The sequence below is a fragment of the Gilliamella sp. W8128 genome (genome assembly GCF_016100545.1).
In the GTDB taxonomy this organism is placed as follows: domain Bacteria; phylum Pseudomonadota; class Gammaproteobacteria; order Enterobacterales; family Orbaceae; genus Gilliamella; species Gilliamella apis.
This window is the reverse complement of the sequence record NZ_JACFSE010000010.1, coordinates 17836-33139: the sequence shown is the minus strand read 5'-3', so window position 1 is coordinate 33139 and position 15304 is coordinate 17836. Positions and strand designations below refer to the sequence as shown.

The following is a 15304-nucleotide window of genomic DNA, read 5'->3' as shown; positions in this document are numbered from 1 at the left end:
TTGCCTATATTAAGTAAATATTTTATTTATCATTTTTCATCATTGTAAATTTTTTAATTCAATAATTAAAAAAATCAATTAAACATCCAGTTCTAAGTGGTAATAATTTGCGACTTAAGTAAATGGCATAAATATTTAAATGCTCTTAATTAATAAAATATTATAATTTCCATGATTTAATCGAATGTTAATACTTGTTCTGGTCTTCCAAATTTTCTATAAAATAATGCAGCATTCAAGTTTTCTTATTCCTATTTTGATATTTACTATGACTAAAAAGTATAATATTAATTCATTTCACACTTAGACCTTCAATGAAATCTTCAACTATTTGATGAGCTTTTTGCGCACCTTCTAAATTCATATCAATGAAAGTTTGATCATAAACTGGCATATTATTATCGTCATTTTCATTTTCGATACTATCGCCAATATTGAATATATAGAAAACTGATACATTCCAATCTTGATTATACTCATAATTATAACTACACCTTAAAACACTTTTACGATAGCAATTAATTTCTAAAGCTTCTGTTTGCGGTGGCAACCAATCTACTTGAGGAATGATTAGTGTGTTTTCATGTTTATAAAATCTATGTAATTCTATGCCATTATTGAATTGTTTTGTCTCAAGCCAATCTCCATACCAATCTCCATACCAATCTTCTGAATTTCTATTTCTCTTTATCTCCTTTATATTTTCTAATCTTTTCTGAAATGATTTAAGCCGAATACCACTAACTTCATCTTTATTTTTTTTCACAAATTCGATGTCTAAACTATCCAATTTTAAAAGTTCATTTTTTATATTACTGCAATAAGCGATTATTGCTTTAGATGTTGGATGAATGCATAAATTCCCTGAATTAATTCTAATTTCACTGATTTTGTCAATTTGATAGGCTTGAGTATGGGAAAACTGCTCACAAAAATCTTTTTCAGAATTATTTACAGAAGTAGAATCATGTAATTTTCTAATCCAAAATGGTGAATATTTGGAATTAGGATAAACTCGCAGAATAGTATCTTTAGACAATTCAACTAAACGTCCATTTTCTCTACATTCACTACTGGGTCTACTTTCTACAAATTCTACAACTATAGGAGCTATTAAATAGGCAGGCCAAAAGAAAGTACAAAATAATGGTAATAATACATAACTGAATATTGAAGCAAATTTACGTTTTATACCATAAGATTTTTTTGCTTGTAATTGGCATAGTCGAAGTATTATTGGAAAAACCATACCGGTTAACGTAAATAGAAAAATAATAAGATTGGTATGCATAAAGCAAAATATTAACCAAACAACCATTGGAATTGTAAAAATTGCTTTGATAATCCAATGTATCCGGACAAAAACAAATATTAACGAAAACGTATAAATACCATAAAAAAATGGTATCATGAAAAACCAAACAAAAATGTAACTATCGATATGATTAGCAGGATGATCCATATAAAATCCAATTCATAAAACTAGCTATAACAAAATTCCTTTCAGTTATGATTATCACGGATAAATATTTATGTCAAAAAATGAGGATTTTTTATTAATCCTCAAAAATTAAGAAAAAGTATTTTAACTTATTAATTTGTTTCAATGAATGATTCAATATCCATTACTGTTGCAAATCGCATCAATGCCGACATAAAGCTATTATGAACATCTGACGATGAAATAATATTACCGTTAAATTCAAGATCACGGAATGAATTAAGACAAAACAGATAATTAAAAAATTTGAATTTTTTATATTTTTTTAATAAATCGACAAAATTAAGTTGCTAGTTAGTCATTTATATTATATTTTGTACAACAGTTAAATTTAAAGGTTTTATTTTTTATGAATTGTTTTTGTGTTTTCGTTACTAAACATCATCATCACCATCATTCCTGAATAGTCTTCGGGCGATTGGTGCTGGAAGACAAAAGGTCTTCCGGTGATATCGCAAAAGCATTTAGAGAACCCTCGGAAGATCAGTCTTCCGAGGGTTTTTTATTTGTGGTTTATAAATTTATTTAAACAAGTTGGAGAAGAATATGTTGGATAATTCACGGTTACGTATAGCAATGCAAAAGTCGGGACGTTTAAGCGATGAGTCGAAAAAATTATTGGCTCAATGTGGCATAAAAATCAATTTGCAAGAACAACGCTTAATTGCTTTTGCCGAAAATATGCCAATTGATATTTTACGCGTTCGCGATGATGATATACCCGGACTAGTCATTGATGGTGTTGTCGATATTGGTATTGTCGGTGAGAATGTGTTAGAAGAAGAAGTTCTTGATAGACAAGCCGAAGGTGAAAACCCACAATATAAAACCTTACGTCGCCTTGATTTTGGTGGCTGTCGCTTATCAATTGCTGCTCCTCGTGATTTTGTTTATAGCGGACCAGAATGTTTAAATAATTTACGCATTGCAACCACTTATCCTCACCTACTCCGCCGTTACCTTTCACAATACAATGTCAATTTTAAAACCTGTCTACTTAATGGTTCTGTAGAAGTTGCACCACGAGCTGGCCTTGCTGATGTAATTTGTGATTTAGTATCCAGTGGAGCCACACTTGAAGCTAATGGTCTACAAGAAATTGAAGTTATTTATAAATCGAAAGCTTGTTTAATTCAACGAGAAGGTGAAATGTCTGCCACCAAACAGGCGTTAATCGATAAAGTGATGACCCGTATTCAAGGGGTGATTCAAGCTCGTGAATCCAAATACATTATGCTGCACGCACCAACAGCCGTTTTAGATCAAGTCGTATCACTATTACCAGGAGCAGAAAATCCAACCATTTTACCATTAACTGGCGAACAAAATCGGGTAGCACTACATATGGTGAGTACTGAATCATTATTCTGGGAAACCATGGAAAAACTAAAAGCATTAGGTGCAAGTTCAATCCTTGTATTACCAATTGAAAAAATGATGGAGTAATCAAATGAAACTATCATATTGGCAACAATGTTCTAAAGAAAAACAAGCAGAATTACTAACTCGTCCTGCTATAGCTGCTTCTGATACTATTAGCCAAGCGGTTAAAGATATTTTGACGCAAGTAAAACAAAATGGCGATGAAGCTCTAAAAGAATTAAGTAATAAATTTGATAAAGTGCAAATTAAGCAAATCAAATTAACTAAAGATGAGATAAAAACAGCAACTAGCCGTGTTAAACCAGAATTAAAACAGGCAATGCAATTAGCCGTAAGTAACATCGAAAAATTCCACCAAGCACAAGTTAGACAAACTATAACAGTGGAAACGATGCCTGGCATCAAATGTCAGTCAGTCACTAGACCAATTGATTCGGTAGGTCTGTATATACCGGGTGGTTCGGCTCCGTTGCTATCAACCGTATTAATGTTAGCCATTCCAGCTAAAATTGCCGGTTGTCGTAAAGTGATTTTATGTTCACCGCCACCAATTGCTGACGAAATTTTATATGCGGCAGAACTTTGTGGTGTAACAGAAATTTATCAATTGGGTGGCGCACAAGCGATTGCGGCAATGGCATTAGGTACTCAATCAGTTCCTAAAGTCGATAAAATATTTGGTCCCGGCAATGCTTATGTTACCGAGGCGAAACGCCAAGTTAGCCAACGATTGGATGGCGCAGCAATAGATATGCCAGCCGGCCCATCAGAAGTTCTGGTCATTGCCGATAGTTCCGCTAATCCGGCGTTTATTGCAGCGGATTTACTTTCTCAAGCTGAACATGGCCCCGATTCACAGGTTGTACTGCTTACACCAGATGAGAAGATCGCCCAAGCAGTTTCAGTCGAAGTTGATAAGCAACTTGCTCAACTTTCACGTCAAGGAATTGCTGAAAAAGCGTTACAAGAGAGCCGACTTATCGTAACCAAAGATTTAGATGAATGTGTAACTATCAGCAATCGTTATGGTCCTGAACACTTAATTATTCAAACCGAAAATGCCGATGAACTGGTTGATAAAATTAATAGTGCTGGTTCGATATTCTTAGGGGATTGGTCACCAGAATCTGCTGGAGATTATGCCTCTGGTACAAATCACGTATTACCAACTTATGGTTATACCGCAACTTATTCAAGCCTTGGATTACCTGATTTCCAAAAACGTATGACAGTGCAAAAATTATCGGCTGAAGGGTTAAAAGCAATAGGTAATGCAGTTGAACTAATGGCACAAGCAGAACAACTCACTGCCCACAAAAATGCCGTGACTATTCGCTTAGCTAAACTTAACTCAGATTCTGAAAAATAGGTGAATAAAATGGACATTAATCAATTAGTCAGAAAGAACGTACAAAAATTGACGCCTTATCAATCAGCTAGACGTATAGGCGGTAATGGTGATGTATGGCTAAATGCCAATGAATACCCAGTGGCACTCTATTATCAGTTAACCGAGCAAACGTTAAACCGCTATCCAGAAGCACAACCACAGCAAGTTATAGATAGTTATGCGCAATATGCTGGTGTCACTCCAGAGCAAGTGATTGTCAGTCGAGGGGCCGATGAAGCGATAGAGCTGTTAATGCGGGCTTTTTGTGAGCCAGATACTGATACAGTGCTTTACTGCCCACCAACTTATGGTATGTATCAAGTCAGCGCTGAAACTTTAGGAATAAAAACTAAAACCGTACCAACAAAATCTGATTGGCAACTTGATTTAGAGGGTATTAAACAAAATCTCGATAATGTTAAGTTAATCTATGTCTGTTCACCAAACAATCCAACTGGGAATTTAATCAATCCTGAGGATATTAAAGCATTACTTAATTTAGTCAAAGATCGCGCATTAGTTATTATTGATGAAGCCTATATTGAGTTTTCTCCAAATTCAACCGTTGCGAGCTGGCTTGCAAATTATCCTCACCTAGTTATTTTACGAACTTTATCGAAAGCTTTTGCGCTAGCAGGATTACGTTGTGGCTTCACTTTAGCAAATAAACCAGTAATAGATGCTTTACAGAAAGTGATCGCTCCATACCCTCTCGCTACCCCTGTAGCGGACATTGCCACTCAGGCATTGAGTAAAGAAGGTATCGAAACGATGAGATTGCATGTCATCAATCTAAATAATCAAAAAGAGAAGTTTGCTAAACAACTTACTGCTTCACCAATTGTCGAAAAAGTTTATCCTAGTGAATCAAATTATTTATGCGTGAAATTTCAAAGTAATAAAGAGGTATTTAGCAAACTATGGAATCAAGGCATTATTTTGCGTGATCAAAGCAAATCAATTGGCCAAGATGGTTTTGTGCGAATTTCGATTGGTACACAAGCAGAATGTGAAGCAGTAATAACCGCACTCAAAGCGATAAAATAGGAGCAAGTATGTTACAAAAATATTTATTTATCGACCGTGATGGAACATTGATAGTTGAACCGCCTATCGATTTTCAAGTTGATAGTTTTGCAAAACTTGCATTTGAACCTAATGTGATCCCGGCACTACTAAAACTACAAGCAGCTGGTTATAAATTAGTGATGGTTACCAATCAAGATGGATTAGGAACCAGTAGTTATCCGCAAGCTGATTTTGATGGACCGCATAATTTAATGATGCAAATATTCGAATCACAAGGTGTTAACTTTGAAGATGTACTGATCTGCCCTCATTTTCCTCAAGATAATTGTGAATGTCGTAAGCCGAAAATCACTTTAGTTCTACCTTATTTAACTAGTGGTAAGTTAGATAAACAAAATAGTTACGTTATCGGTGACAGGGTCACAGATATGCAACTTGCTGAAAATATGCAAATAAACGGATTACAATATAATCCAGAATCACTTAATTGGAATGAAATAGCCCAACGTTTAACCACAGCAGATCGTTATGCTAAAGTCGAACGCAATACCAAAGAAACCAAAATTTTAGTTGAAGTTTGGTTAGATAGACAAGGTGGCAGTCAAATTAATACCGGCATTGGTTTTTTTAATCACATGCTTGACCAAATCGCCACTCATGGCGGTATCAAATTAAACATTCAAGTAGAAGGCGATTTACATATAGATGATCACCACACTATTGAAGATACAGGTCTTGCCTTAGGCGAAGCGTTAAAACAAGCACTTGGTGATAAACGGGGAATTACACGTTATGCCTCTGTTATTCCCATGGATGAGTGTCTAGCAAAATGTGCAATGGATATTTCAGGTCGGCCTTACCTCAAGTTTTCGGCACAATTCAGTGATCCGAAAGTTGGCGATATGAGCACGCAAATGGTCGAGCACTTCTTCTATTCTTTGAGTTATGCGATGGCAATTACCTTGCACATTGAAACAACCGGTGATAATGACCACCATCGTATCGAAAGCTTATTTAAAGCCTTTGCTAGAACACTCAAACAAGCGATTAAAATTGAAAGTGACAGATTACCTAGCTCAAAAGGAGTGTTATAGATGAAAATTGTCATTCTAGATACTGGCTGTGCTAATCTTTCCTCAGTCAAATATGCAATACAGAGATTAGGCTATAATCCGATTATTAGTCTTGATCCTGATACGGTACTCGAATCTGACAAACTATTTTTACCAGGGGTCGGTTCAGCTTCTGCTGCAATGCAAAAATTAGAAGAACGTAATTTAATTAAGCTTATCAAAGTCTGTACTCAACCAGTATTAGGTATCTGCCTTGGTATGCAACTTTTAGCTGATTATAGCAATGAAGGTCATGTCGATACCTTAGGTATTATTCACGAAAAAGTAGTGCAAATTCCTGATTGTGGATTACCACTACCACATATGGGCTGGAATCAAGTCAACCCAAAAGCCGGACATCATCTATTTAGAGATATTCCTGATGGTGCTTACTTTTACTTTGTACATGGATACGCCTTACCATTATGCTCATCAACTATCGCAGAAACCAATTACGGCGAAAGCTTTACTGCTGCCGTACAAAAAGACAACTTTTACGGTGTGCAATTTCATCCCGAGCGTTCTGGCTCAGCCGGTGCAAAATTGCTCAAGAACTTTTTGGAGATGTAACTATGGCAGTTTACCCTATTATTATTCCTGCTCTTGATTTAATTGATGGTACTGTGGTTCGATTACATCAAGGCGATTATGACCAAAAACGTGATTATGGTAATGATCCTTTAACTCGTCTACAAGATTATCAAAAGCAAGGTGCGAAACTATTACATCTAGTTGATTTAACTGGAGCTAAAGATCCGCAAGCTCGACAAATCTCATTGATAAAATCCCTGATTAATGGTGTACAAGTTCCAGTACAAATTGGTGGTGGAATTCGGACAGAAGAAGATGTTAAAGCATTATTATCAGCAGGTGCCACCCGCGTAGTTATTGGCTCTACCGCTATTAAACAGCCTGATTTGGTAAAAAAATGGTTTGATACTTATGGCCCTGAATCATTGGTATTAGCCTTAGATGTTCGTATTGACCAACAAGGTAACAAAAACGTCGCTATTCATGGTTGGCAAGAAGATTCTAAACAAACCTTGGAACAAGTTATTGATGATTATCTACCCTATGGCTTGAAACATGTACTATGTACAGATATTTCCAAAGATGGAACGCTAAGTGGCTCTAATGTAAAACTATATCAAGAGATCAGCCAAAAATATCCACAAATTGCGTTGCAAGCTTCTGGCGGAATTGGACAATTGGACGATGTTAAAGCGTTACAAGAGAGCGGTGTTGCAGGTATCATCGTCGGTCGAGCATTACTCGAAGGTAAATTTACAGTTCAGGAGGCAATTTCATGTTGGCAAAAAGGATAATACCTTGTTTGGATGTCCGTGATGGACAAGTTGTTAAAGGTGTACAATTTCGTAATCATGAAATCATTGGTGATATTGTACCATTAGCCAAACGCTATGCCGAAGAAGGGGCTGACGAATTGGTATTTTATGATATCACAGCCTCATCCGACGGTCGGGTAGTAGACAAAAGTTGGGTGGCAAAAGTTGCTGAAGTAATAGATATCCCCTTTTGTGTCGCTGGTGGGATAAAAACGGTTGAAGATGCAGCAAGAATTCTCACTTATGGTGCGGATAAAATTTCAATTAATTCCCCTGCGTTAGCTAATCCGGGCTTAATTACTCAGTTAGCGGATTGTTACGGGGTGCAGTGTATCGTGGTGGGGATTGATACTTGGTATGATAAAGATTCCGATAGTTACCACGTTTATCAATTCACTGGCGATGAAAAACGCACAGTGGCAACCAAATGGAATACGCTTGATTGGGTGCAAGAAGTACAAAAACGCGGTGCTGGTGAAATAGTCCTAAACATGATGAATCAAGACGGTGTCCGTAATGGTTACGATCTAAAACAACTTAAAAGGATTCGAGAAGTTTGCCATGTACCACTGATTGCATCTGGCGGAGCTGGTACTATGGAGCATTTTTTGCAAGCTTTTCAAGAAGCCAATGTTGATGGTGCATTAGCGGCTTCCGTCTTTCACAAACAAATAATTAATATTGGTGAACTTAAACAATATTTAGCTCAACATGGAGTAGAAATCCGATTATGTTAACTCAACATTCCCAAATGCAAATAGACACTAAACAACTTGATTGGCAAAAAGTTGATAATTTAATGCCGGTTATCATACAACACTATGTTTCTGGTGAAGTACTGATGCTTGGCTATATGAATCAAGAGGCATTAACTCAGACACAAACTAGTGGCAAAGTAACCTTCTATTCGCGTACAAAACAACGTTTATGGACCAAAGGCGAAACCTCGGGTAACTTTTTAAATGTGGTAAGTATCTCGACCGATTGTGATAATGATACCTTACTGATTTTAGTTAATCCAATTGGCCCTACTTGCCATACTGGAACAAATAGCTGTTTTAACAATAACCAAACTGAATGGAGCTTTTTATACGATCTAGAACAATTACTTGGTGCTCGTAAAAATGCTGATCCTAAATCATCTTATACGGCAAAACTCTACCATGATGGTACCAAGCGTATTGCCCAAAAAGTGGGAGAAGAAGGTGTTGAAACTGCACTTGCAGCTACAGTACACGACAAAGAAGAGTTAAAAAATGAATCAGCCGATTTAATTTATCACTTATTGGTCTTACTACAAGATCAAAACCTTACTCTACAAGATGTGATCGGTATTTTAAAAGCTAGACATAAATAACATTAGTCACCAAGCACAATCTATTGTGCTTGGTGTTTAAAATTGATAAGCAAAAGATTTTCCTACTACCTAACTGGTAACTTGATCCCATTAAACATAGCCTGTACTGCCACATTATTTTCACATAAGATAAGTCTATCAACTGTTTGCCTATTTAAATGTGCCGAAAACTGATTAATAAAATCATACATATAATTGCGTAGAAATAGCGAACGAGCAAAGGCAATATAAGTGGTACTATATGGAAATATATGCCCAGCATTAAGTACCACAAAATCACTATCAGATCTTTCATTAACCGCCATTTTAGCGACAATGCCAACACCTACCCCTAACTTAACATAAGTCTTAATCAGTTCCGCATCAGTGGTACTAAAAACAATATTAGGAATTTGATTGGCTTTAATAAAAGCTTGATTCAAATCAGACCCATCATTAGAAAAGTCATAACTGACTAAAGGATATTTAGACAATTCTTCGATAGTAATTAAACTACTTTTATCTAATGGATGATCTTTCATTACAATCACCGCTTGGTTCCAATGATAGCAAGGTATAGCAATCATATCATCGCTAAGTTCAGATAAATCAGTAACGATAGCAAAATCAGCCTGCCCTGTTTGCGCTTGTAAGAGACATTGCGGCGATGATCCTTGCTCCATATGAAGTGTTATACTAGGATACTGTTGCATAAATTGCTGAATAACAATTGGTAAAGTATAACGAGCTTGAGTATAGGTTGTTGTAATGGTTAATGAACCTTGATTAGGCTGGCTAAATTCTTTAGCAATAATTTTAATATCTTGTGCTTTATTTAAAATCTCACGGGCTAAAGCAATAATTTGCTCACCAACTGGCGTAACTTCGGAAAGATGTTTACCTACTCGGGTAAAGATTTGTACATTGAGCTCATCTTCCAATAATTTAATCTGCTTACTGATGCCTGGTTGCGAGGTATACAGTTTTTCAGAGGTAAGAGAGACATTTAGATCGTTATTGACGACCTCAACAATATAACGCAGTTGTTGCAACTTCATGACAAAGGCTCCTTTAACCATATACCTTTCCCTCTTTTTAAAACTATTCAAAAAGTTAAAAAGAGGGAAATCGTAAGGTAATTCCTTTCACACTTTAGCACAAACAAAAAACAGCTTTTTATACTAAAACGATTCCTAAACCTAAGCGATTTTAAACAAAATCATCAGGTGTTCTTACCTATTTTTTACTATTAACCCACTTACCATCAACGTATTGCATTACCCAGCCAGTCGATTTGCCATTGACTTCCGAAGTAACATACTGCTGTTTACTTTTACGACTAAAGCGAACAATACTCGGATTACCATTTGGATCATGACTTGGGGCTTCGGTTAAATAAATAAATTTTTCCGGTAAACGATCTTTAAAACGTTGCAGTTCTTCAATTAGTGGTGCACGAGTTTCTCTTGATTTCGGAAAATTATGTGCAGCTAAAAAGATACCTGAAGCACCATCTCGTAATACAAAATGTGCATCTGACTTAGTACATTTTAACTCAGGCAGATCAACAGGATCTTCTTTAGGTGGCGCTACATCACCATTTTTTAAGATCTTACGAGTGTTTTTACAATCTTGATTGGTACATCCCATATAAAGTCCAAAACGGCCTGATTTAAGATGCATTTCTGATCCACATTTTTCACATTCAATAATTGGACCTTCATAGCTTTTTACCTTAAATGTGCCTTTTTCAACCAACGAACCATCACAGATTGGATTATTACCACAAATATGTAATTTACGCTCATTATCGAGCAAATAACTGTCCATAGCCGTATGACATTTAGGACAACGCTTAAGTGCTCTCAACGCGTCAGTTTCGGCTGTCTCTGCCTCTTCCAAGATATTCAAGGTTTCATATTCTGGAATTAAATTAATTGTTTGCTTACAACGCTCTTTAGGAGGTAATGCATAACCCGAACAGGCTAAAAATACACCAGTGCCGGCAGTTTTAATACCCATTTCACGGCCACAATTAGGGCATTTAATTTCCGGCGTTAAAACTAGCGGATTAAGTTGCATTCCACCACGATCAGGATCTTGTTCTGCAATGGTCAAATGTTGACTGAAATCATCAAAAAATTGATCTAAAACTTCACGCCATTCTTGCTTTTTATTGGCAATTTCATCAAGTGCATGTTCCATGCGAGCAGTAAAATCGTAACTCATTAAGTCATTGAAATTTTCACTTAAACGATCTGTGACAATTTCGCCAATTTTTTCCGCATAAAAACGACGATTATCTAATCGTACATAACCACGATCTTGAATAGTTGAGATAATCGTTGCATAAGTCGAAGGACGACCAATTTCCCGTTTTTCAAGTTCCTTAACCAATGACGCTTCGTTGTAACGCGCAGGAGGCTTAGTAAAGTGTTGATTAGGATCTAAGCCAATTAATTCCAACATATCTTGCATAGATACTGCCGGCAACAGCTTATCTTCATTATTTTTAGTTAATTGTGGTTGCACTTTTGTCCAACCATCGAAACGTAAGGTTCGACCTTTAGCTTTTAAGGTAAAATCACCCGCTTTAACTGTAATAGTTGTTGAGTTGTATTCGGCTGATGTCATTTGGCAAGCCACAAATTGACGCCAAATTAATTGATATAATTTAGCCGCATCTACCTCAACATCGCCAAGACTATCCGCAAGAATGTTCACGTCCGATGGACGAATTGCCTCATGCGCCTCTTGCGAATTTTTCTTACTGCTATAAACGTTAGCGGATTTAGGCAAATACTTCTCGCCGAAGTTTTGTCCAATGTAGTCCCGAACCATAGTTAACGCATCCTGACTCAAATTAGTCGAGTCGGTACGCATATAAGTAATATAACCAGCTTCATATAGGCGTTGCGCTAACATCATCGTCTTTTTAACACCAAAACCTAAACGAGTACTTGCCGCTTGTTGCAAAGTTGAAGTAATAAACGGCGCAGTTGGATTACTTTTAGTCGGTTTTTCTTCAATATTAGTAACTTGATATTGGCTTTTATTCAATTCATCCAAAGCAATATCAATAGCAACACGATCCTTAGGTTCAAACGCATCATTTTTATAATGCGTCACTTGCATAGTTAATTGCTCTTGATGAGCGGTTTTTAAATCAGCATAAAGATCCCAATACTCTTCAGGAATAAATGCATGAATTTCTCGCTCACGTTCAACCACTAGACGCACCGCAACTGATTGAACACGACCAGCTGATAAGCCACGCGCGACTTTTTTCCAAAGTAGTGGTGATAGCATAAAGCCAACCACACGATCCATAAATCGTCTTGCTTGTTGAGCATTAACCCGATCCATATCCAACATAGCTGGATGATTAAAAGCATTTTTAATCGCCGTTTTGGTGATCTCGTTAAATACAACTCGACGATACTTATTATCATCACCGCCAATAACATCTTTTAGATGCCAAGCGATAGCTTCCCCTTCTCTATCCAAGTCGGTTGCGAGATAAATCATATCGGCATCTTTGGCTAACTTTTTAAGTTCGGCAACCACTCGTTCTTTGCCAGGTAAAATTTCATAATGCGCTTGCCAGCCATTGTAAGGATCAACGCTCATACGATCGACTAACACTTGTTTTTCTGATCGTTTAACTTTTTTCTCGGCTTTATCTTTACTTATTTTTTCAGTGCGTTGACTACTACCACTCACTGGAAGATCGCGAATATGTCCGACACTTGATTTAACTACGAAATCTTTGCCAAGATATTTATTAATCGTTTTTGCTTTGGCTGGTGATTCCACAATAACAAGGGATTTTCCCATAATTAAACCTATTTATCCTGTAGTTTAAGTTATTTACCGTCTAGATTATCATCGAGTAATGACAGTAAATCATCTTTAATTGTCGATACTTTACTAGCATATTGCTCTTTTTGCTCAGCATCTTCAATTAGTTGCGTAATTGTTTGTGACAACGTACATCCTCGGCGCTTAGCTAAATTAGCCAATCGTTGCCAGACAAGAAATTCCAAATCAATAGACTTTTTACGTGTATTTTGCTGTTCGGCATTAAAATGTCGTTTTCGTCGTGCTCGAATGGTTTGCTTCATGCGATTATCTAAATCTGGATTTAAATGCTGCTTAATCCAATCAATAACCGCAGTCGGTTTGTGTTCCAATAACAATAATTCATTTACGGCTTGCTCTGCTGCACTCTTCTCAATATAACGAGTGATAAGCTCCCCTTCCAAATGTCTTTTTACTAAATAGTGCCACTTCCAACCGCATTCAAGGTTTTCTAACTGCTGGTATTTCATCGGTTCACCTTGTGACGCTGTAACTAAATATGTTAGTTGTAACATAATCTTGACACACAATAAAGAAAATTATTGCATTTGACAAATTTTTTATAAATCTGCTATCGTTCACCCTTAACTTTAGATCTTTTTTAAGGAATCAAAAATAATGGCAAAAGCCGATGTTATTTATATTAATGGTTACATCTACACTGCTGACCAACACGATACGGTTTGTGAAGCGATTGCAATTCAAAATGGCTATATTATGGCAACCGGCAGCACGCAAGAGATAAATAACAGTCAATATGTTGATAATTATACGGTAATCTATGATCTACAAGGTAAAACCATGATGCCAGGGATTATTGATGCCCACTTACATACATTTTGGGGCGGCATGCAATTATCCTCATGTAATCTAAATTACCAGAGTTTAACTGTAGATGATACGTTAGCCATCATTCAACAATATTTAGACAATGATTCCGTTCACAATAGTAATAGTTGGTTACAAGTTCGAGGCTGGTTACGCCAAGAAGTTTTACCAATTGGTACAGATATTACTCGATTCGATCTAGATAAACTTAATACTCAGCGTCCTATCATTCTATTTTCAAATGACTGTCATACCCTAGTTGCCAACAGCATTGCTTTAGAAAAATTTGGCCTTGATCGAAATACACCTGAACCATCTGATGGCAAAATTGGGCGTACTGAGGATGGTGATTTAAACGGTATATTAGAAGATGCCCCTGCAATGCGTGCGTTTGACAGTATTTCCAAACTTACTGACGAACAAGCAGTAAACATTGCTAAATTAACACAAGAAGAATTAAATAAGCAAGGTGTAACAGCGGTAATGGATGCGCGGATAACAGAAACCCAAGCCGATGCGTTTCTAAAATTACAACAACAAGATCAACTGTCAATCCGATTATTTGGTGCTCGAGAATTACCACCTGATGATGTTGGTAGCATTGAAGATATCCCAGCTGTTATTGATCGTGTTAAACAATTTGCTGAACGTTATAATGACAAAAACTGGCAACCAAAACCAGGAATTAAAGTATCGCATACCAAATTATTCGTTGATGGCGTAATGCAAGCGCCGTTAATGACAGCACGTTTGCTAAAACCATATCAATTAGAAAATGAAAAAGATCGCTATGGTGACCTCTATTATTCGATAGAAATGCTTGATGCATTAATTTTAGAATCATCACGAGCAGGCTTTCACCCGCACATGCACACCGTTGGCGAAGGAGCTATTGAAGTGGTGCTTAATGCGATTGAAAAAATGCGTAAAGCACTACCCAATGCGGATATTCGACCAAGCACGGCTCATAATGAACTTAGTGCGATGCATCAATTTGCCCGTTATAAACAATTAAAAGCCAGTGTGGTATTCTCATTCCAATGGGCTGGCTGTAGCTCGGCAATGGTTGAACAATACCAAACACTGTTTGGTGCTGAACGTTATAATGGTTTAGAAGCCCATGGCCAATATATTGATGCCGGTGTAACTTGTGCTTTTGGTAGTGATTGGCCAATTGATCCGCTTAATGAATGGTATGATTTCCAAATAGCTATGACTAGGCAGATTGATGCAGAACATCCCCGTTTAAACAGTGATCGTAATTTAACGGCTCTTGAAGTACTACGCTGTGCGACCATTGGTGCGGCTTATGTATTAAAACAAGATGACTATATCGGCTCGATTGAAAAAGGCAAATTTGCTGATGTAATTATTTTAGATCGTAATCCTTTTACCATCCCGGCAACAGATATACAAAACGTCAAAGTACTAACCACAATTGTTGGTGGCAAAACGGTTTATCAACAAGCCTAATAAACCTTAAACAAATTCACTACCCCGCCAATGGATCGGGGTAGT

General features: G+C 36.8%; 13 protein-coding genes and 1 other annotated feature. Of the genes, 9 read left to right on the top strand and 4 right to left on the bottom strand.

What is annotated here, in order from left to right; genetic code table 11:
• Nucleotides 1-292: 292 nt before the first annotated feature.
• The gene (locus H3U97_RS10545; RefSeq protein ID WP_198198924.1) at nt 293-1462 is read right to left on the bottom strand and encodes a hypothetical protein; all 1170 of its coding nucleotides are present in this window, start codon (nt 1460-1462) and stop codon (nt 293-295) included.
• Nucleotides 1463-1882: 420 nt separating this feature from the next.
• Nucleotides 1883-2008 (top strand) — a sequence feature (His leader region).
• A 39-nt stretch (nt 2009-2047) separates the two neighbouring features.
• Between H3U97_RS10545 and hisG the strand changes: the two genes are divergently transcribed.
• Genes hisG through hisIE form a run of 8 tightly spaced genes read left to right on the top strand, consistent with a single transcriptional unit; the run spans nt 2048 to nt 9118 of the window.
• Nucleotides 2048-2947, top strand: a complete 900-nt coding sequence (gene hisG, locus H3U97_RS10540) for an ATP phosphoribosyltransferase (protein WP_065578671.1) — start codon at nt 2048-2050, stop codon at nt 2945-2947.
• A 4-nt stretch (nt 2948-2951) separates the two neighbouring features.
• Nucleotides 2952-4253 carry a histidinol dehydrogenase gene (hisD, locus tag H3U97_RS10535; protein ID WP_198198923.1) on the top strand — a complete coding sequence of 434 codons (1302 nt, stop codon included), beginning with the start codon at nt 2952-2954 and terminating at the stop codon, nt 4251-4253.
• A 9-nt stretch (nt 4254-4262) separates the two neighbouring features.
• Nucleotides 4263-5321 carry a histidinol-phosphate transaminase gene (gene hisC / locus H3U97_RS10530; RefSeq protein ID WP_232343809.1) on the top strand — a complete coding sequence of 353 codons (1059 nt, stop codon included), beginning with the start codon at nt 4263-4265 and terminating at the stop codon, nt 5319-5321.
• An 8-nt stretch (nt 5322-5329) separates the two neighbouring features.
• Nucleotides 5330-6397, top strand: a complete 1068-nt coding sequence (gene hisB / locus H3U97_RS10525) for a bifunctional histidinol-phosphatase/imidazoleglycerol-phosphate dehydratase HisB (RefSeq protein ID WP_198198921.1) — start codon at nt 5330-5332, stop codon at nt 6395-6397.
• On the top strand, nt 6398-6985 hold the full coding sequence (gene hisH, locus H3U97_RS10520) for an imidazole glycerol phosphate synthase subunit HisH (protein ID WP_198198920.1): 588 nt from the start codon (nt 6398-6400) through the stop codon (nt 6983-6985).
• 17 nt (nt 6986-7002) lie between these two features.
• A complete protein-coding gene (gene hisA / locus H3U97_RS10515; protein ID WP_198198937.1) occupies nt 7003-7740 on the top strand; it encodes a 1-(5-phosphoribosyl)-5-[(5-phosphoribosylamino)methylideneamino]imidazole-4-carboxamide isomerase in 738 nt (245 codons plus the stop codon).
• Nucleotides 7722-8498 (top strand): imidazole glycerol phosphate synthase subunit HisF, encoded by a 777-nt coding sequence (hisF, locus tag H3U97_RS10510; protein ID WP_198198919.1) that lies wholly within the window; start codon nt 7722-7724, stop codon nt 8496-8498. Before hisA ends, hisF begins: the two co-directional genes overlap by 19 nt.
• A gap of 20 nt (nt 8499-8518) precedes the next feature.
• A complete protein-coding gene (gene hisIE / locus H3U97_RS10505) occupies nt 8519-9118 on the top strand; it encodes a bifunctional phosphoribosyl-AMP cyclohydrolase/phosphoribosyl-ATP diphosphatase HisIE (RefSeq protein ID WP_370545690.1) in 600 nt (199 codons plus the stop codon).
• A gap of 65 nt (nt 9119-9183) precedes the next feature.
• Here hisIE and cysB read toward each other — a convergent pair whose 3' ends face one another.
• From cysB to matP, 3 genes are all read right to left on the bottom strand, one after another.
• Nucleotides 9184-10155: an HTH-type transcriptional regulator CysB gene (gene cysB / locus H3U97_RS10500; RefSeq protein WP_198198936.1), complete on the bottom strand. Its 972-nt coding sequence runs from the start codon at nt 10153-10155 to the stop codon at nt 9184-9186.
• Between the two features lie 178 nt (nt 10156-10333).
• Nucleotides 10334-12934 carry a type I DNA topoisomerase gene (gene topA / locus H3U97_RS10495; protein ID WP_198198917.1) on the bottom strand — a complete coding sequence of 867 codons (2601 nt, stop codon included), beginning with the start codon at nt 12932-12934 and terminating at the stop codon, nt 10334-10336.
• Between the two features lie 29 nt (nt 12935-12963).
• Nucleotides 12964-13428: a macrodomain Ter protein MatP gene (matP, locus tag H3U97_RS10490; RefSeq protein ID WP_065578662.1), complete on the bottom strand. Its 465-nt coding sequence runs from the start codon at nt 13426-13428 to the stop codon at nt 12964-12966.
• 148 nt (nt 13429-13576) lie between these two features.
• On the opposite strand from matP, the gene H3U97_RS10485 reads away from it, so the two are divergent.
• Complete coding sequence (locus tag H3U97_RS10485; protein ID WP_198198916.1) at nt 13577-15259, top strand: amidohydrolase; 1683 nt, start codon at nt 13577-13579, stop codon at nt 15257-15259.
• The last annotated feature ends 45 nt before the right edge of the window (nt 15260-15304 follow it).